This window comes from Buchnera aphidicola (Sipha maydis), assembly GCF_024029855.1.
GTDB classification, from domain to species: Bacteria; Pseudomonadota; Gammaproteobacteria; order Enterobacterales; family Enterobacteriaceae; genus Buchnera_J; species Buchnera_J aphidicola_BI.
On sequence record NZ_CP097205.1, the window covers coordinates 226,667 to 246,617 of the forward strand.

Below are 19,951 nucleotides of genomic sequence, written 5' to 3' on the forward strand. Positions count from 1 at the left end.
AGAAAAAAGAAAATAAATCAATGAATATATTAAAAAAAATTCCAGTCAAAAAAAAAAAACTTTTATCTTTAATAAAAAAATATAAAACACCATTATGGTTATATCATGCAAAAACTATTAAAAAACAAATATTTAAACTAAAAAAATTTAATATTATACGATTTGCTCAAAAAGCTTGTTCAAATATCCATATTTTAAAATTAATGAAAAAATACGGGACAAAAGTAGATGCTGTTTCATTAGGAGAAATCGAAAGAGCAATTAAAGCAGGATTTAAAAAAAATAGTAATGATATTATATATACATCTGATATCATAGATAACGAAACTTTAAGAAAAGTTATAGAATATAATATTCCAATTAATATTGGTTCAATAGATATGATTAAAAAAATTGGAAAAAAATCTAAAAATCACAAAATATGGATTAGAATTAATCCTGGTTTTGGACATGGACATAATAAAAAAACAAATACAGGGGGAAAAAATAGTAAACATGGAATTTGGAATACAAAATTAGCTCTAGATTTAATTAAAAAATATAAATTAAATTTAATTGGATTACATATGCATATTGGTTCTGGAGTTGATTATAGACATTTAAAAAAAGTTTGTAATGCAATGATTCAAGAAGCAGAAAAAATAAACTGTAAATTATCTTATATATCAGCAGGTGGAGGATTAACGATTCCTTATAAAACTTCAGATAAAGAAATTAATATCAATAATTATTATGAAATATGGGAAAACGCCAGGAAAAGAATTTCAAAAAAATTAAACTGTAAAATGAAATTAGAAATTGAACCAGGTCGTTTTTTAGTAGCAGAATCTGGATTTTTAATTTCTAAAATAGAGAGTATTAAAGAAGTTGACAAAAGAAAATTTATATTAGTCAATGTAGGTTTTAATGAATTAATCCGACCTACTTTATATGGTAGTTATCACTATATTTCTATTTTACCTAAAGACAACAGAAAAATAAATTATTTAGATACCTTTGAAGCAATTATTGGTGGTCCATTATGTGAATCAGGAGATATATTTACACAAAAAAAAGATAACAGTATATACACTATTAAAATACCTAAAGTAAAATACGGGGATTACATAATTTTTCATGATGTAGGCGCCTATGGATCGTCTATGTCATCAAATTATAATAGTCGTCCACTAATTCCAGAAATTTTAATAAAGAATAAAAAAATTATTCAAATTAGAAGACGTCAAACAATAGAAGAAATGCTATCATTAGAAATATAAATCCTCTAAACTGTTGAAAAAAATATTTTAATAAAATAAAAATTCTTTACATAAAAAAATACTTTCTTTAAATAATACATCTTTAATAAGATAAAAAGTATTTACATGTTAAATAAAGTAATTTTATTATAAATAAATAAAATTATACAAAAAATGAAATAAAATTATAAAAATAATTTTTTTTGAATAATCAATTAAGATTCTTATATAAATTGATATTCAAAATACATGTATGAAATACGTCTTAATAATTTTTACAATTCATTTTAAAATATAAAATATTAATTATTTTCCATTTAAAAAACAATGAAAAAAATATATATTAAAACATGGGGATGCCAGATGAATGAATATGATTCATCTTTAATCTCTAATATATTAAAAAAAAAATTAAATTATAAAAGAACTAATGTATCAGAACAAGCTGATATTCTTATTTTAAACACCTGTTCCATTAGAGAAAAAGCTCAAGAAAAACTATTTCATCAACTAGGTCGTTGGAAAACGTTAAAAAAAAATAAAAAAGATCTAATTATTGCGGTAGGTGGATGCGTCGCTACACAAGAAAAAAAAAAAATCTATAAAAGAGCACCTCTAGTAAATATAATTTTTGGTCCAAAAACTATTCATCGTCTACCAAAGATGATTGAAGAATTAGAACTAAAAAAAAAAAAAATTTGCAATGTTAATGCAAAAAAAATAAAAAAATATTCATATTATAAAAATAACATCACTCAAAAAATTAGTGCTTATATTTCTATTATGGAAGGATGTAATAAATTTTGTTCATATTGTATTGTTCCACGTACTCGCGGAAGAGAAATTAATCGAACTCCACAAGATATTTTATTAGAAGCAAATTTTTTAGCAAAAAACGGAACAAAAGAAATCACACTGTTGGGACAAAATGTCAACTCATATATAAGTAAATTTTCAAACGGAAGTATATGTAATTTTTCCCAATTAATAGAATTAATTTCTAATATTCAAGATATTAAAAGAATAAAATTTTTAACTAGTAATCCAATGGAATTCACAGATGATCTAATTAAGATTTACAAAAATATTCCAAAACTTTCTAACTCTTTACATTTACCAGTTCAAAGTGGATCTAATAAAATTTTAAAAAAAATGCGAAGAAAATATACTATTTCTGAATATAAAGAAATTATCAAGAAAATACGTAAATATCGTCCAAATATTTATATTACATCTGATTTTATTGTAGGATTTCCTGGAGAAACACATGAAGATTTTAAAAAAACATTAAAATTGATTAAAGATATTAAATTTGATATGAGTTTTAGTTTTATATATTCTCCCAGACCGGGAACTCCAGCATATCGATTGCATGATGAAATTAATTTACAGGAAAAAAAAGAAAGATTATATCTTCTACAAAAAAAAATAAATAAAAATACTAAATTTTTTAGTCAAAAAATGATTGGTACTTATCAAAAAGTATTAGTAGAAAAACAAATTTATGTCAATAAAATAAAAAAACTATGTGGAAAAACAACAAATAATAGATTAGTAATATTCGAAGGATCAAAAAAACTTATTGGAAAATGTTCCTACATAAAAATTTTGCAAGCAAACATGCAAACTTTACAAGGAAAATATGTCAAATAAATTAATAAAAAAAATTAATAAAAATTATGTTATAAAATGTTAAAATTAAATATAAAATATTCCTGTACAAATAAAAAAAATATTCCAAATAAAAAATTGATAAAAAAATGGATTCAAAAAATATTAAACAAATCTATTAATTACATTATCACAATAATCATTGTGAATGAAAAAAAAATATGCAATTTGAATTTTCTTTATAGAAATCAAAGAAAAAAAACGAACATTCTATCTTTTCCTATAATAAATATCAATACAGAAAATAAAAAATTAATATTAGGAGATTTAGTAATCTGTAAAAATATTCTTGAACAAGAATCTAAAAAATATAAATTTAAAATAACAGAATATTGGGCTCGTATCATTATTCATGGAATTCTTCACTTAATTGGTTACACACATGATACTACTAATAACAGAAAAAATATGGAAAAAAAAGAAATAAAAACAATGCTGTCTTTTGGATTTAAAAACCCATATTTTATTTGATAAATAATATATCAAATATCTCTAAAAGAGATAAAAAAATTAAAAAAATTTCAATTTCATAATACATGAGAACATACAATATGTCTAAAAATAATAAAAAAGGTTTTTTTTCTTTATTGCTCAGTCAAATACTGTATAACGAACCACAAGACCAAAACGAACTATTAAATTTAATTCAAGAAGCAAAAAATAATAAATTAATTCGTGATAACACATATCATATGTGTAAAAATATAATTCACATAGAAAAAAAAATAGTTAAAAATATAATGATTCCTCGTGTAAAAATGACTTCTTTAAAAATTAAAGATAATTTAAAAACATGCTTAAAAGTAGCTAAAAAATCTTTATATTCAAGATTCCCTGTTTTTAACCAAAATAATTCTTATTTAAAAGGTTTTTTAATATCTAAAGACTTATTTAAATTTGTTGATAATTTAAAAAAAAAATTTATCTTAAAAAAAATTCTTAAATCACCAATCATTGTTCCTGAAAGCCAAAAACTAGATAAAACATTACAAGAATTTTATTCTAAAAAAATTTATATTGCTGTTGTAGTTGACGAATTTGGAATGATTACAGGATTAATTACACTCAAAGACATTCTAAGAAAAATTTTTAAAAATATAAATAACACTAAAATCATCAAAAAAAAACATCTAAAAAATAAAAATCAAGATAATATAGATGAAAACTAAAAAAATGAAAAAAAATTATAATCCACATAAAATTGAAAAAAAAATACAAACAAAATGGATAAAAAAAAAAAAATTTCAAGTGTTTGAAAATAATAAAAAAAAAAAATATTACTGTGTACCAATGTTACCTTACCCATCTGGAAATTTACATATGGGACATGTAAGGAATTATACTATTAGTGATGTAATATCTAGATACCATAGTATGTTGGGAAAAAATGTTTTACAACCAATAGGATGGGATTCTTTTGGATTACCAGCAGAAGAGGCAGCAATAAAAAATAAAAAAAATCCAAAAGAATGGACACGAAAAAACATTAAATATATGAAAAAACAACTCAAATCTTTAGGTTTTAGTTATGATTGGAATAGAGAAATTTCTACATGTGATCCAAATTATTATAAATGGGAACAATGGTTTTTTATTAAATTATATAAAAAAAAATTGGTATATAAAAAAACTTCTTTAGTCAAATGGTGTACATACGATAAAACAGTATTAGCTAATGAACAAGTTATTAAAGGAAAATGTTGGAGATGTGATACAAAGGTTATATTAAAAAAAATTCCTCAATGGTTTTTAAAAATTAGAAATTATGCAGAAGAATTATATCAAGGAATAAAAACATTAAAAGGATGGCCAGAAAAAGTTAAAAATATGCAAAAAAATTGGATTGGACGATCAAAAGGAATAGAAATAAATTTAAAAATAAAAAACTCTAAAAAAAATATAAAAGTATATACAAAAAAAATACATAGTATATTAGATGCAGAGTATATTGCTGTTTCTGTAAATAATAAAATTTTAAAAAAATTGATAAAAAATGATAAAAATATAAGAAATTTTATAAAAAAACAACAAAAAAATTTAATCTCAACGGAAAATTTCAAAAATATTCAAAATATTGGAATGAATACGAATATTTTTGCCATTCATCCTTTTAATCAAAAAAAACTACCTATTTGGATTGCAAATTTTGTTTCCATAAAATATGGAAATAACATTATTATTGCTTCTCCTAAACATAGTATATCTGAATTAAATTTTTGTAAAAAAAATAATATTCTTAATTTTAAGGAAAAATACAAAAAAAATTTTATAAAAAAAAATATAAATAAAACAAAAAGTTTAGTACAAAAAATATTACAGAAAATTAAAAAAAAAAAAATCGGTATAGAAACTAAAAAATACAAAATACAAGATTGGAATATTTCTCGACAAAGATATTGGGGTACTCCAATACCAATCGCTGTAAATAAAAAAGGTCAAGAAGCTGTTATTTCTAAAAATAAATTACCTGTAATTTTTCCTGAATTACTAGATTTTCAAAATAAAAAAAAGATGAAAAAATGGAGAAAAATTACTATTAATGGTAAAAAATTTATTCGAGAAAAAGATACTTTTGATACATTCTTCGAATCTTCATGGTATTATGCGAGATATACATGTCCAAAATTTAAAGATTCTATGATTGATCCTATTTCTTCAAAATATTGGTTACCTATTGATCAATATATAGGAGGCATTGAACATGCTACTATGCACTTAATATATTTTAGATTTTTTCATAAACTATTAAGAGATTTTAAATTAGTAAAAACCAATGAACCAGCAAAAAATTTATTATGCCAAGGAATGGTTTTATCACATGCATATTATTTTAAAAAAAATAAAAAACGTATCTGGATTAATAAAAAAGACGTTCAATTAAAAAAAAATAAAAAAGGTAAAATTATTGCACAATCATCATTAACAAATCAAAAAATCATTTCTGCAGGAATGATCAAAATGTCAAAATCAAAAAACAATGGCATTGATCCAAACGAAATGATTAAAAAATATGGAGCAGACTCAGTTAGACTATTCATTATGTTTTCTGCTCCTGTAGAATCTGATTTATATTGGAACGAACAAGGTTTACGAGGCATGTATAGATTTCTCAATAAACTTTGGAATTTTTGTTATTCTTATATCTCTCAATATAAAAAAAATAATAAAAAAAATTCTCTTACAAAATATAATGCAAAAAATGAAATTTTATTAAAATTAAATAAAACAATATATCAAGTTTCACAAGACATTGAAATAAAAAAATCTTTTAATACAGCTATTGCAAAAATTATGAAATTTTTTAAATATTTTAAAAAAAATGTATGTAAAATCGATAAAAATAATTTTTTAATAATAAAAACACTCATTACGATAATTAAATTACTAAGTCCATTTACTCCCCATTATAGTTATAAAATTTTATCAAAATTAAAAAAAATTAAATATTTTAAGATAAATAAATGGCCTAAAATGAATAAGAAATTAATTTTAAATAAAACCTGTAAGATAATTATTCAAATTAACGGAAAATTCTGTTGTGTTTTGATAACAAAAAAAAATTTATCTAAAAAAGAAATTTTTTCTCAAATTATAAAAAAAAAAGAAATTACTAAAAAAATTCATAACAAAAAAATTATAAAAAAATTTTTTATTCCCAAAAAAATTTTAAACTTAATTACTGAAGTCTAATAAATAAAAAATGAATTATTTTAATCTAAAAAAGATAGTTATGGATCTTAAAAAAAAAACTAGATCATGTTACATGATATATGGAACAGAAAATATTCTCATAGAAAAATTTCAAGAAATAATATTACAACAATTACAAATAAAAGGAACAAAAAACTATAAAAAAATTGATATTAATAACAAAAAATTGTGGAATAATTTTTTTTATGAAATTCGTAAAAAAGATTTTTTCTTTCAAAAAAAAATTATTATTTTACAAATAAATTTAAATAATATTGAAAAAAAAATTCTCAAAAAAATACAAGAAAATAAAAAATATTTTAAAAAACATACTATAATAATAATTTTCAATAAATTAAACTATAAAAAAATTTTAAACATTAAATTTAAAAAAAACTTTACCAGTGATCAAATCTTAATTTCTTGTTTTCCATTAAAAAAAAAACATTACTTTGATTGGATAAAAAATTATTCTTTAGACAATAAAATAAATTATGAAGCACAAAAATATTTATATAAAAAATTTAAAACAGATCTTTTATATTTAAACAAAAATTTAGATCTTTTATTATTAACTTTTCCTAATAAAAAAATTACAATAAAAAAAATAAAAAAAACAATTTTTCAAAAAAATAAAAAAAATATTTTTCAATGGATCAATTATTTACTACTAGGAAAAAAAAAAAAATCTATTTTATCTTTATATTCTTTATATAAAAAAAACGTTTCTCCTTTATCTTTGATTCGTTATTTAGAAACACAAATCAATATTTTAATTTTATTAAAAAAAGAAAAAAAAAATAATAAAAAAAATTTTTTATATAAACAAAAAGTTTGGCAATTCAATCACAAAAATTATATTCAAGCAAGTGAAAAAAACAGTTATAAAAATTTTTTAAAAATAATTAAATATTTAATTTGGGTTGAAATATCTATAAAAAAAATAAAAAAAGAAAATATTTGGATAGTTTTAAAAAAAATCGCAATAATGTTCAACTAAAATAAAAAATTTTTTAACTAAACACTCAAAGATTTTTATACAACATAAAATTAAAATATGAAAATAAATAAAAAAATAATAAATTTAAAAGGTTTAAGATGTCCAGATACGATGCTTTTTTTAAGAAAAAAATTACGATCAATAAAAATCGGAGAATTAATTTTAATAATCTCCGATGATATAACAATGAAAAGAGAAATTCATCTTTTATGTAATTTTTCTAACTATATTTTAATAAATTCAAATACCATGAAAATTCCATATTTATATTATTTAAAAAAAATATTAAAATTAAAGTAAAAATCTTAAAACTCGTCTTAATGGTTCAGCTGCTCCCCATAATAATTGATCTCCAATTGAAAAAGCAGATAAATATTTATCTCCTATACTTGACTTTCTTAATCTACCTATAGGAATCTTTAAAGTTCCAGATACAGATAAAGGAGTTAATCTATGAAGACTTTCATATTTTTCATTTGGAACAACAGAAACCCATTCGTTATCATGAGATATGACTTCCTCGATTGATTTTAAATCAATATTTTTTTTTAACTTAATTAAAAATGATTGACTATGACATCTTAAAGATCCAACTCTTACACATGTTCCATCAATTTTAATTTCTTGAGATTTTTTTCTAGAAAGAATTTTATTAGTTTCTTTCTCCATTTTCCACTCTTCTCGACTTTGTCCATTTTGCATTTTTGAATCAATCCATGGAATTAAATTTAAAATAAGAGGGGCAAGCGAACTTCTTTGTGGAAAATTTTTATTTTTAGTTATTTTTGTTATTTTTTTTTCAATTTTTAATATTGAAGTAGATAAATTTAAATTTTTAGATAAATATTTATTTAAAAAAGAAATTTGTTTCAATAAATCCATTATATAACCTGAACCACCTCCAGAAGCAGCTTGATACGTCGAAAAAGAAATCCATTCAATCAAATCATTTCTGAAAAGACCTCCTAAAGCTAACATCATTAAACTAACAGTACAATTACCTCCAATAAACGTTTTAACTCCATTTTCAAGTGATTTTTTAATATTTTTATAATTTATTGGATCTAAAACAATTAAAGAACTTTTTTTCATTCTTAAATCTGATGCTGCATCTATCCAATATCCCATCCATCCTGAAGATCGTAATAAAGAATAAATTTTATTAGTATAAAAACTTCCTTGACATGTAATAATAATATCTAATTCCCTTAATTCATCTAAATTATATGCATCTTTTAAAAAACCTTTTGAAATTTCTTTATTTAGAGAAGGGTTTTTTACACCAACTTGAGAAGTAGAAAAGAAAATAAAATTAAATTTGTCAAAATCATTTTCTTCTAACATTCGTTTTAATAAAACAGATCCAACCATTCCTCTCCAACCAATAAAACCAACAGTTTTTTTCATAATATTAAATATGATTTTATATTTTTAAAATATTTTAAAAAAAATAATAATCATCCTCTTTTAAAAGATATTAATGCTAAAAATTAAAAATTAATATATATACAAATTAAAAATTTATATAAAAAAAAATTTTATATTCTATAAATTCTTAAGCAAATAAAATTATAATTGATAACATTAATAATATATAATTAAAAATATCAATAATTTCATTTATTAAATTTTTTTTAAAAAATAGGAAAATTCATGAAAAAAATAATTTCTACTACAACGTTACTCATTTTAATTATGGATCCATTAGGAAACCTTCCTATATTTATCGCTATTCTAAAGAATATTAATTCGAAAAGAAGACGTTTAATATTAATTAGAGAAATGCTTGTAGCACTTTTTATTATGGTAATTTTTTTATTTTCTGGAGAAAATATTCTTAAATTGCTAAATTTAAAAACAGAAACAGTTTCTATTGCAGGTGGAATTATCTTATTCTTTATTGCTATAAAAATGATTTTTCCTGATAAAAAAAAAAACAATAACCCCAAATTACCACAAGAAGAACCATTTCTTGTCCCATTAGCAATACCTTTAGTAGCAGGACCTTCTGTTTTAGCAACTTTAATGTTATTATCTCATCAAAATCCTCAAACAATCAACTCATTATTTTTATCATTATTAATTTCTTGGATCGTTACTTTAATTATATTATTAATGTCTGAAATATTTTTAAATTTCTTTGGAGAAAAATTTATTAATGTTTTGGAAAAATTAATGGGATTAATTTTAATTATGATGTCAACACAAATGTGTTTAGATGGTATGAAAATATGGTTAAAAAACTAATTTTATTATTTATAAATATATAAAAAATTTTTTTCTAAAAAAAACCATCTAATCTTAAAAAAAATTTTTTAAAATAAAAATAGAAAATGTTATTATTTAAAATAATTAACTGAATTTAAATAAATCACAATGATATAATCATATAAAAATATTACACGAGATTAACATGTTAATAAATGAAATGAAAAAAATTAATATTAAAAAAAAAAAAATATTAATGAGATTAGACTTAAATGTACCTATAAAAAAAAATAAAATAACATCGTATGCACGTATTAATTCTTCTTTACCTACAATTAAATTTGCTTTAAAACAAAACGCAAAAATTATTATTTTATCTCATTTAGGACGTCCTCAAGAAGGAAAATATGAAAAAAAATATTCACTTCTTCCAATAGTAAAATATTTAAAAAAAAAATTACAAAATACAGTTATTCATTTTTCTAATAAAATAAAAAATAATATACAAATAAAATATGGAGAAATATTAGTTTTAGAAAATGTGCGTTTCAATAAAGGAGAAAAAAAAAACTGTAAAAAATTATCAAAGCAATATGCTAATCTTTGTGATATCTTTGTAATGGATGCTTTTGGAACATCTCATAGAATAGAAGCATCAACATATGGTGTTGGAATGTTCGCAAAAATATCATGCGCTGGACCATTGTTAATCTCTGAAATTAAATCTCTGAAAAAAGCAATTAAAAATCCAAAAAAACCTGTAGTAACTATTTTAGGTGGATCAAAAATATCTACTAAATTTAATATTTTGAAAAATCTCGCAAAAATATCAGATTTTGTCATAGTTGGAGGGGGTATTGCTAATACATTTTTAGCAATTAATTACTATGTTGGAAATTCAATTTTTGAAAAAAACTTTATACACTCTGCAAAAATATTAAAAGAAAAATATAATATTTTTATACCTATAGATTGCAAAGTAAAAAATAAAAAAAATGAATGTATTACAAAACCTTCACATAAAATTTTAAATAATGAAGAAATAATGGATATAGGGGAAAAAAGTATAAAAAAAATTCAAAAAATAATTAAAAATGCTAAAACTATAATTTGGAATGGACCAATAGGTGTATTTGAATTACAAGATTTCCGTTTAGGAACAGAAAAAATTTCGCATGCTATAGCAAATAATAAAGAAGCTTTCTCAATAGCTGGTGGAGGAGATACATTAGCTGTAATAGAAATGTTTAACATAAAAAAAAAAATTTCATATATCTCTACTGGAGGAGGTGCGTTTCTAGAATTTATTGAAAAAAAAACACTTCCTGCAATACAAATGTTACAATTAAAATATTTGCAAAAAAAGAGTATTTAAAACATTTAGGGAATCAATTATGAAAAAGATTTTAAAAAATTTTAAATCAGGAATTTTAAATGGTAAAGAAACAAGAAAAATATTTGAATTAGCTAAAAAAAATAATTTTGCCATTCCTTCTATAAACTGTATTAATACAGATTCTATCAATATGATTTTAGAAGCAGCTCAAAAAATTAAATCTCCTGTAATTATACAATTTTCATATGGAGGATCTTTATTTTTCTCTGGAAAAATTAATAAAAATAATAATTTTAGAAAAGCAATAGATGGAGCGATATCTGGAGCTCAACATATACATTTAATGTCAAAATATTATAAAATACCAATTATAATACATACAGATCATTGTGATAAAAAAAATTTACCGTGGATCAATGGACTAATTAAATATGGAAAAAAATATTTTATTCAAAAAGGTAAACCATTATTTTCTTCACATATGTTAGATTTATCTCATGAAACTTTAAAAAAAAATATTAAAATTTGTTCAAAATATTTTAAAAAAATGAAAAAAATAAATATGCTTCTTGAAATAGAATTAGGATGTACAGGAGGAGAAGAAGATGGAATTGATAATACAACTTTAAATAAAAAATATTTATACACTAAACCACAAGAAGTAAATTATGCTTATAAAAAACTCTCTTTAATTAGTAAAAATTTTTCTATTGCTGCATCTTTTGGAAATGTACATGGAGTCTATAAAGTGGGAAACGTTGATTTAAAACCAAAAATTTTAAAATTTTCTCAAAAATATGTAATGGATAAAAATAATATCTCTCAAAAAAATCCATTAAATTTTGTCTTTCATGGAGGTTCAGGATCTTCGTTAAAAGATATTATAAAATCAATTAAATATGGTGTAGTTAAAATAAATTTTGATACTGATATACAATGGTATACTTGGAAAGGAGTTTTAAATTTTTATAAAAAAAATAAAAATTATTTAAAACAACAACTAGGGAATCCAGAAGGGAAAAATAAACCTAATAAGAAATATTACGATCCTCGAACTTGGATTCAAGAATATAAAAATTATGTATCTTTAAAATTAAAAAAAATTTTTCAAAATTTAAATACAACAAATTTATTGTAAAAAATTTTTTTCTAAAAAAAATTTAATACATTAATTGTATTAATATTTATATAAAAAATAGAATGCATTATGTTAAATCAAAAATTTTTCAAATAAAAATATCTGTTTGAAAAAAATAATTTATATAAAAATTATTATTAAGAATAATTTTAAATATATAATATAAAATATAAAAATTTAAAATTTTTCTTATATAAAATAAAACATCTCTTTTTTGTTCATTATTTTACGCAAAAAATATTTTTTTTTAAAAAATAAAATTTACGGATTTTTTAAAAATGTTTAAATACTCATTAATCACAATTACAATTATAATATTATTAAGCCATTTAAGTGATTTACAACCAACATTTGTTCTCGCTCTACTAGGAACCTTAGGAATGGCTATTGGATTAACTCTTCAAAGTACAATATCTAATTTTACTGCAGGAATTTTAATAAAAATTTTTAGACAACTAGAAAAAGGTGAATATATTGGAATAGGAAAAATTTCAGGAACTATATTAAACGTAGATATATTTTACACAATTTTAAGTACAATAGATGGGAAAATAGTTGTTATACCTAATATAAAAATAATTTCTAAGAGTATTATTAATTATACGAGATCTCCAATTCGTAGAAATGAATTTTTTATTAGTTTATCTCATAATATTAATATTGATGAAGTGAAAACAATCTTAAGAAAAATTTTATATGAAGAAGATCGTGTATTAAAAAATAAAGACATAACAATTGAATTAAATGAATTTTCAGATTATTCATTAAAGTTTGTAATTAGATGTTGGAGTAAAACAAAAGATTTACAAATGGTTTATTGGGATTTAATGCATAAATTTAAAAAAAAATTAGATGAGAAAAAAATAGCAATGCCATTTGCAAAACATTCTTTTGCATTAGAAAATAAAAAAAATATCTCGTCTTAAATTATTTAATTAAAAAATTTATTTTAACATTGAATAAGAATTTTATTTAATTATTTTAATGTTACATTTATTAAATGTATTTAAATAAATCATGATAAAAATTTACACATCAAATAATTTTAATTATTTAATAAAAAAAATATGTAAAAAAATATATGAAAAAAAAACAAATAATATATTTGTAAAAGAAATTTTAGTAATAGAAAATTCTAGAAATTCTGAATTTCTGAAACAAAAAATTTCTAAAATCTTAGGAATTTCTAGTAATATAAATTTTTTTACACAGAAACAATTTATATTTTATATATTAAAACAATTTACATACAAAAAAAAAATTATAAATTTTAATCAATCTATGATTTTTTGGAAACTAATTAATTTATCCAAAAATAATAAAAAAAAATTATACCAAATAAAAAAAAATGAATTAGAAGAATTTGAATATTTTAAAAATTTATCAAAAATTTTTGAAGAATACTTATTTCATCGATCAAATTGGATTATTAAATGGGAATATAAAAAAAAAGACAAAAAAAAATATAATAAAATATATTATATTCAAAAAAAAATATGGAAAAAAATTACAAAAAATAATAAAAAAAAAAATATATATCATTATATAAATTTATATAAAGAATACTTTAAAAAAAATTTAAAAAAAAAATATATATATAAAAAATTTCCATCTAAAATTTTTATAATCAATCCATTTAATTTTCCAAATTTTTTTTTAAAAATATTAAAAAAAATTAGCAAAAAAATTAAAATTTATATATTTCTTTGTACTCCATTCGATATTAGAGAAAAAACAACAAAAAAAAATTGGGAAAAATATTCTATCTTATCGCTTTGGACAAAAAATCATTTAAATAAAATAAAATTTTTACAATCTTTAACTAATAAAAAAAAATTTTTTTATATAAAACACAAAAATAATAGTTTACTCAATAAAATTAAAAACAACTTTTTATTACTACGAGATTTAATAAATATAGATAAAAAAAAAATAATAAAAAAAATAGATAAATCAATTACAATACATGAATGCAATAATTACTTGAGAGAAATTGAAATATTACATGAAAATATATCTAAACTATTAATGCAAAATAAAAATATACAACCAAAAGATATCATTATTAAATCAGAAAAAATAAAAAATTATATCCCATATATAAAATCAGTTTTTAAAACTAAAGTTAAAGAAAATAATATACCATATAATATTCATACACCATTATTTGAAAAAAATTCTATTCTATATATTTTTAATAAAATTTTACTATTACCAAAAAATAAATTTAAAAATGAAAATATTCTAGATTTTTTATATTTTAAATGTATTGCAAAAAAATTTTCTATTTCACAAAAAGAAATAAAAAGAATAAAAGAATGGATAAAAAACACAAATATTAGGTGGGGTATTAATGCAAATCATAAAAAAAAAATAGGAATTTACCCTACATCTCAAAATACCTGGGAATATGGAATAAAAAAAATTATTTTAGGCTACGGAATTAAAGAAAATATAAAAAAATGGAAAAAAATACAACCATATAATATATATGAAAAAGATCAAATTGAACTATTTGAGAAACTAGTATTATTTATTAAAACTTGTATAAAATGGCAAAAAAAATTACAAAAAAAAAATAAAAATACAAAATGGATAAAAATATATAAAAAAATCATAAAAGATTTTTTTTATTTAAATAAAAAAAATAAAAAAAAAATAAAAATAATAACAAAAAACTGGATACAAATAATTCAAGAAATTCAAAACATTTCGTATAAAAAAAAAATTTCTATAAACATTTTACAATATACATTAAACGATAAACTAAAAAAAATATATTATAATAAAAAAATAAATAATAACTGTATAAATTTCACAGATTTTAATTTTCTACGAACAAAAAATTTCAAAATTACATATTGCTTAGGAATGAATGAAAATATATTTCCTCAAAAAATAATAAAAAATCATGAAAATCTAATATATAAATATAAAAAACCTTATGATTTCAAAAAACATCAAGACATTTTTTTTATATTTTTTGAATTATTATCTTTTACTGAAAAAAAAATTTATATTAGTTATATAAATAATTCTCCTAGTCAAATAGAAAAAAATGAAATATCCAACGTCATTCAAAAATTAAAAAAATATTTAGAAAATAATTTTTTTTTTAAAGAAAAAATATTTAAAAAAAATTTTTTTGTTCATCCTGCAACAAATTTTGAAAAAAAAAAAATATTTAATCAAATAAATTATAGTCAACATCAATCACTTTGGTTGTTAAAAAAAAAAAATTTTTTAAAAAAAAATTTTGTTAAAAAAATTCCTTTATCATCTAAAATAAAAAAAATAAACATTAAAAAACTAATTTCATTTTGGAAAAACCCAATTAATTATTTTTTTAACAAAATATTAAAAATCTATTATAGAAATAATAAATTTGTAGATTACAATCAAGAACCTTTTATGATTGATATCAAAACTAACTATTTATTACAAAAAAAAATTTTAAAGTATATGATTTTAAAAAAAAATTATAAAAAATTGTTTAATAAAATAAAATCTATAGGAGTACTTCCTCATAAAAATTTTGGAAAAATACATTTTGATAATCAAATCTTAAAAGTAAAAAAAGTCTATTTAAAAATCCAAAAAAAAAAAACTAAATTTCTAAAAAAGAAATTTTCATTAAAAATAAAAAAATTTCATATTTATGGAAAATTAAAAAATATTTCAAAAAATGAACTTATACGTTGGAAAGTTTCTCCTTTAAATTATTATGATACCATTACATTATGGCTAGAACATCTTATACACTGCATACTTGGAGGAAAAAAAAGTACCTATTTAGGAATTAATAAAAATATTTCCTTTAAAAAAATATCTCGTACACAAGCTAAAAAAAATCTTTTAAAATATATTTTAGGATATATTCAAGGATTACAAAAACCTATTATATTAACAAAAACTGGATTAAATTGGTTTCATTTGATATTTGATCATAAAGAAAAAAAAATTTCAAAAAAATTTGAAAAAATTCAATCTAGTGAAAAAAAAATATTTTCTATTTGGCATGGAAACAAATATTCTTTAGGAGAAAAAAAAAATTTATACTTAAAAAAAATTATTCCCTTATTAAATAATAAAATTATTCAAAAGATAAAAAGAATTACTAAATATTGGATGCTTCCAATATACAAAAATCTAATATAGAGATATTCAAACAAAATATTTTTATAAAATATAAAAATGAACAAAAAAAATAAAATACTTGATATTTTTTCAATAAAATTAAATGGAATTAAAATGATTGAAGCATCTGCTGGAACCGGAAAAACTTTTACAACAATATTATTATATTTACGTATTTTACTAGGAATTAATCAAGATGAAAAAGAAAAATATTCAATGAAAAACATCTTAATTATTACTTATACTAAAAATGCTGTAAAAGAAATTAAAAAAAGATTAGAAAAAAACATTTACAATTTATACTTAGCTTGCTTATCAAAAAAAACAAATGATAAAAATCATATAAAAATTTTAAAAAAAATAAAAAACTTTAATCAAGCTATTCAAATATTAAAAAAAGCATATATTAATATTCATGACGCATCAATTTATACTATACATGGATTCTGTAAACATATTTTAAAAAAAAAAAATTATAATTTTCAATATTTAATTAAAAACAAAAAGAAAGTATATGATGAAAATTTTTTATATAAAAAAGCAACATATATTTTTTGGAGAAATTTTTTTTACCCATATAATAAAGAAATTTCTCAAATAATTTTTCAATCTTGGAAAAATCCTGAAGAATTATTCACAACAATTCAACATTGGATAAATATTAAATCAAAATTTTTTTTATATACAAAAAATAAAAAAGATAAAATTACTGACAGACATAAAAAAAATATAACAACCATTCAAAAATTTAAAAAAAAATGGAAAGTCATAAATTTTAATCTAAAAAAAATATTTTATAAAAATAAATTAAATAAAAGAATTTATCATAAAAAAAATTTTTATCGATGGACAAAAAAAATAAAAATATGGTCTAAAGAAAAAACAAAAAACTATATTATTCCACAAGAATTAACACATTTTTCTAAAAAAAAAATAGAAAAAAATATTTCTACAAAAAAAAAATACATTTTTCTAAAAATCATTGATAAATTTTTAAAAAAAAAATTTTGTCTAAAAGAAGTAATTTTAATGCATGCAATTAAAAAAATTTCTGAAATTTGCAAAAAAATTAAAAAAAAAAATTTTTCTTATGATAATTTAATTGAATCTTTGCTAAAACTATTAAAAAATGAAAAAAATCTCTCCGCATACATTAAAAAAAAATTTCCAATCGCTGTTATCGATGAATTTCAAGATACAAATATGCAACAATATAAAATATTTCAAAAAATATATCAGAAAAAAAATTTTACATTAATTCTAATAGGTGATCCAAAACAATCTATTTATAATTTTCGTGGAGCTGATATATTTTTTTATTTAAAAGTCAAATCAAAAATAAAAAAAATATATACTCTAAATACGAATTGGAGATCCTCAAAAAAACTTATCGAATGTATAAATTTCTTATTTACTAGAATAAAAAATAGTTTTTTATTTAAACAAATCAATTTTACTTCTTTAATTACTCCAAAAAAATCTGAAAAAAAAAAATATTTTATTAAAAAAATAGAACAACCATCAATAAAATTATGGTTACAATCAAAAACCATAAAAACATCTGAAGAGTATAATAATTGGATAGCAAAAAAATGCTCTCAAGATATATATTTTTTATTAAAAAAAATAAAAAAATCACAAGCTATTCTAGAAAATCAAGAAAACAAAAAAAAATTAAAAATACAAGATATTTGTATCTTAGTAAAGAATTATGACGAATACAAAATAATGAAAAAAGAATTATTAAAATTTAGTATTTCTTCATACTATACTTCATATAATAAATCAATTTTTCAAACAAACGAAATACAAGAAATGTATTTTATATTAAAATCTATTGCATATCCTTCAAATGATAATTATTTTAATAAAGCGATTTCTACTGAAATAATATCAAAAAATTCTTATTTAATTCATAAAATTAAAAAAAAATATTCTTTATGGTCAAAGTTGAAAGAAAAATTTTTAAAATACAAACATACATGGAAAGATGAAGGAATATTAAATCTAATAAAAAAAATTATTTCTCAAAGTTATTTATATGAAAATTATTTCTTTCGAGATAAATGTCAAAATAAAATATCTAACATAATTCATTTAGGAAAAATTTTAGAAAAAAAATCATCTTTAAGAAGAGAAATCTCTTCTATATTATCTTGGATAAAAAAAAAAATTTATCGCATAGAAAATAAAAAAAAATATCAACAAAAATTATATAACAATAAAAATGTTATCAATATAACAACTATATACAAATCTAAAGGATTAGAATATCCAATTGTATGGGTTCCTTTCATTTCTAATTTTAATATTTCAAAAAAATATATTTTTCATGATAGAAAAAGATACAATACATTTATTAATTTATGTCAATCTAAAAAAAAGATAAAACTAGAAAAAGAAGAAAAATTATCTGAAGAAATAAGATTATTGTATGTCGCTCTTACTAGAGCAATTTTTCAATGCAATTTAGGAATTAGTCCGATATGTATAAATAAGAAAAATAAAAAAACAAGTTTTCATAACAGTGGTTTAGGATATATTTTACAAAAAGGAGAAAAAATGAATGCAAAAAAATTATATCAAGAAATTAATAAAATTACAAAAAATCAATCAATTAAATTAATTTTTAAAAAAGAAAAAATTCCAAATAAAAAAATTCAAAAAAAAATAAAAAAAAGAAAAAAAAATTATATATTTTTAAAATTTGATAGAATTTTTGAAAAAAATATTAATACTAGTTATACAAAAATATTAAAATTATCTTCTATAAAAAAAAAATTCTCTGATAAATTCAATAAATTAATGTGTAATCAAAAAACATACGAAAAAAAAATAAATTTAAAAAACTTTCCAAAAGGGAAAAAAATTGGGAAAATGTTACATAAAATATTAGAAAAAATTTCTTTTCATAAAAAAATAAATAAAAAATTTATTCAACAAGAAATAAAAAAAAATAAACTAAAAAAAAATTGGACTATCATTCTTAAAAAGTGGATTCAAGATATTCTTATACACCCTTTATCTATTAGAATAAATTTATTAATTTTAAAAAACAAATGCATTAAAGAAATGGAATTTTATCTACCTCTAAAAAAAGAAATTAACTTTGTTTCTATAAATTCAATACTTGAAGAAAAAAAAAAATCAATTAATCAAATCAATACAGGATTTCTAAAAGGATTTATTGATTTAATATTTAAATTTAAAAATAAATATTATTTCGTTGATTATAAATCAAATTTTCTTGGAAAGAAAAAAAGTGATTATAAAGAAAAAAAATTGAAAAAATATTTTTTTAAAAAAAAATACAATATACAATTTTATCTATATTCTATAGCATTACATAGATTTCTGCAAAAAAAAATTCATAATTATAATTTTAAAAAAAATTTTGGAGGAGGATACTATTTATTTTTACGAGGAATGGATGGAAAAAACATTAATCAAGGAGTATTTTTTTTGGTTCCTCAATATAAATTAATGAAAAAAATTGAACACACTTTTCTAAAACAATCTAAATATTGATAAAA

Annotated in this window: 14 protein-coding genes; 13 read left to right on the top strand and 1 reads right to left on the bottom strand. The window is 19.1% G+C overall.

What is annotated here, in order from left to right; all coding sequences use genetic code 11:
* Positions 1–20 precede the first annotated feature (20 nt).
* From lysA to M3Y47_RS01050, 7 genes are all read left to right on the top strand, one after another.
* Positions 21–1,259, top strand: coding sequence for a diaminopimelate decarboxylase (gene lysA, locus M3Y47_RS01020; RefSeq protein ID WP_252839625.1), 1,239 nt, complete (start codon positions 21–23; stop codon positions 1,257–1,259).
* 342 nt (positions 1,260–1,601) lie between these two features.
* Complete coding sequence (gene miaB, locus M3Y47_RS01025; RefSeq protein ID WP_252839626.1) at positions 1,602–2,891, top strand: tRNA (N6-isopentenyl adenosine(37)-C2)-methylthiotransferase MiaB; 1,290 nt, start codon at positions 1,602–1,604, stop codon at positions 2,889–2,891.
* Positions 2,892–2,927: 36 nt separating this feature from the next.
* Positions 2,928–3,380, top strand: a complete 453-nt coding sequence (ybeY, locus tag M3Y47_RS01030) for an rRNA maturation RNase YbeY (protein ID WP_252839627.1) — start codon at positions 2,928–2,930, stop codon at positions 3,378–3,380.
* A gap of 80 nt (positions 3,381–3,460) precedes the next feature.
* Positions 3,461–4,078 (top strand): CBS domain-containing protein, encoded by a 618-nt coding sequence (locus M3Y47_RS01035; protein WP_252839628.1) that lies wholly within the window; start codon positions 3,461–3,463, stop codon positions 4,076–4,078.
* Positions 4,068–6,599 carry a leucine--tRNA ligase gene (leuS, locus tag M3Y47_RS01040; protein ID WP_354667625.1) on the top strand — a complete coding sequence of 844 codons (2,532 nt, stop codon included), beginning with the start codon at positions 4,068–4,070 and terminating at the stop codon, positions 6,597–6,599. Before M3Y47_RS01035 ends, leuS begins: the two co-directional genes overlap by 11 nt.
* Positions 6,600–6,639: 40 nt before the next feature.
* Complete coding sequence (gene holA, locus M3Y47_RS01045) at positions 6,640–7,599, top strand: DNA polymerase III subunit delta (protein ID WP_252839246.1); 960 nt, start codon at positions 6,640–6,642, stop codon at positions 7,597–7,599.
* 57 nt (positions 7,600–7,656) lie between these two features.
* Entirely contained in the window at positions 7,657–7,899 is a 243-nt protein-coding gene (locus M3Y47_RS01050) for a sulfurtransferase TusA family protein (protein WP_252839247.1), read from the top strand.
* Here M3Y47_RS01050 and asd read toward each other — a convergent pair.
* Positions 7,891–9,006 carry an aspartate-semialdehyde dehydrogenase gene (gene asd, locus M3Y47_RS01055; RefSeq protein WP_252839248.1) on the bottom strand — a complete coding sequence of 372 codons (1,116 nt, stop codon included), beginning with the start codon at positions 9,004–9,006 and terminating at the stop codon, positions 7,891–7,893. The genes M3Y47_RS01050 and asd overlap by 9 nt on opposite strands.
* A gap of 246 nt (positions 9,007–9,252) precedes the next feature.
* On the opposite strand from asd, the gene M3Y47_RS01060 reads away from it, so the two are divergent.
* From M3Y47_RS01060 to recB, 6 genes are all read left to right on the top strand, one after another.
* Complete coding sequence (locus M3Y47_RS01060) at positions 9,253–9,846, top strand: YhgN family NAAT transporter (RefSeq protein WP_252839249.1); 594 nt, start codon at positions 9,253–9,255, stop codon at positions 9,844–9,846.
* A gap of 166 nt (positions 9,847–10,012) precedes the next feature.
* Complete coding sequence (locus tag M3Y47_RS01065) at positions 10,013–11,182, top strand: phosphoglycerate kinase (RefSeq protein WP_252839250.1); 1,170 nt, start codon at positions 10,013–10,015, stop codon at positions 11,180–11,182.
* Positions 11,183–11,201: 19 nt separating this feature from the next.
* Positions 11,202–12,281 carry a class II fructose-bisphosphate aldolase gene (gene fbaA, locus M3Y47_RS01070; protein WP_252839251.1) on the top strand — a complete coding sequence of 360 codons (1,080 nt, stop codon included), beginning with the start codon at positions 11,202–11,204 and terminating at the stop codon, positions 12,279–12,281.
* Between the two features lie 278 nt (positions 12,282–12,559).
* On the top strand, positions 12,560–13,207 hold the full coding sequence (locus tag M3Y47_RS01075) for a mechanosensitive ion channel domain-containing protein (RefSeq protein WP_252839252.1): 648 nt from the start codon (positions 12,560–12,562) through the stop codon (positions 13,205–13,207).
* A 91-nt stretch (positions 13,208–13,298) separates the two neighbouring features.
* The gene (locus tag M3Y47_RS01080; protein WP_252839253.1) at positions 13,299–16,439 is read left to right on the top strand and encodes an exodeoxyribonuclease V subunit gamma; all 3,141 of its coding nucleotides are present in this window, start codon (positions 13,299–13,301) and stop codon (positions 16,437–16,439) included.
* Between the two features lie 36 nt (positions 16,440–16,475).
* Positions 16,476–19,946, top strand: coding sequence for an exodeoxyribonuclease V subunit beta (gene recB / locus M3Y47_RS01085; protein ID WP_252839254.1), 3,471 nt, complete (start codon positions 16,476–16,478; stop codon positions 19,944–19,946).
* Positions 19,947–19,951 lie beyond the last annotated feature (5 nt).

What these genes read in the sequence shown, in the direction of transcription:
- fbaA (WP_252839251.1), top strand. Translation starts at nt 11,202, where the DNA reads ATGAAAAAGATTTTAAAAAATTTTAAATCAGGAATTTTAAATGGTAAA.
- asd (WP_252839248.1), bottom strand. Translation starts at nt 9,006, where the DNA reads ATGAAAAAAACTGTTGGTTTTATTGGTTGGAGAGGAATGGTTGGATCT.
- M3Y47_RS01035 (WP_252839628.1), top strand. Translation starts at nt 3,461, where the DNA reads ATGTCTAAAAATAATAAAAAAGGTTTTTTTTCTTTATTGCTCAGTCAA.
- holA (WP_252839246.1), top strand. Translation starts at nt 6,640, where the DNA reads ATGGATCTTAAAAAAAAAACTAGATCATGTTACATGATATATGGAACA.
- miaB (WP_252839626.1), top strand. Translation starts at nt 1,602, where the DNA reads ATGAATGAATATGATTCATCTTTAATCTCTAATATATTAAAAAAAAAA.
- M3Y47_RS01065 (WP_252839250.1), top strand. Translation starts at nt 10,013, where the DNA reads ATGTTAATAAATGAAATGAAAAAAATTAATATTAAAAAAAAAAAAATA.
- leuS (WP_354667625.1), top strand. Translation starts at nt 4,068, where the DNA reads ATGAAAACTAAAAAAATGAAAAAAAATTATAATCCACATAAAATTGAA.
- lysA (WP_252839625.1), top strand. Translation starts at nt 21, where the DNA reads ATGAATATATTAAAAAAAATTCCAGTCAAAAAAAAAAAACTTTTATCT.
- M3Y47_RS01075 (WP_252839252.1), top strand. Translation starts at nt 12,560, where the DNA reads ATGTTTAAATACTCATTAATCACAATTACAATTATAATATTATTAAGC.
- M3Y47_RS01050 (WP_252839247.1), top strand. Translation starts at nt 7,657, where the DNA reads ATGAAAATAAATAAAAAAATAATAAATTTAAAAGGTTTAAGATGTCCA.
- M3Y47_RS01080 (WP_252839253.1), top strand. Translation starts at nt 13,299, where the DNA reads ATGATAAAAATTTACACATCAAATAATTTTAATTATTTAATAAAAAAA.
- recB (WP_252839254.1), top strand. Translation starts at nt 16,476, where the DNA reads ATGAACAAAAAAAATAAAATACTTGATATTTTTTCAATAAAATTAAAT.
- ybeY (WP_252839627.1), top strand. Translation starts at nt 2,928, where the DNA reads ATGTTAAAATTAAATATAAAATATTCCTGTACAAATAAAAAAAATATT.
- M3Y47_RS01060 (WP_252839249.1), top strand. Translation starts at nt 9,253, where the DNA reads ATGAAAAAAATAATTTCTACTACAACGTTACTCATTTTAATTATGGAT.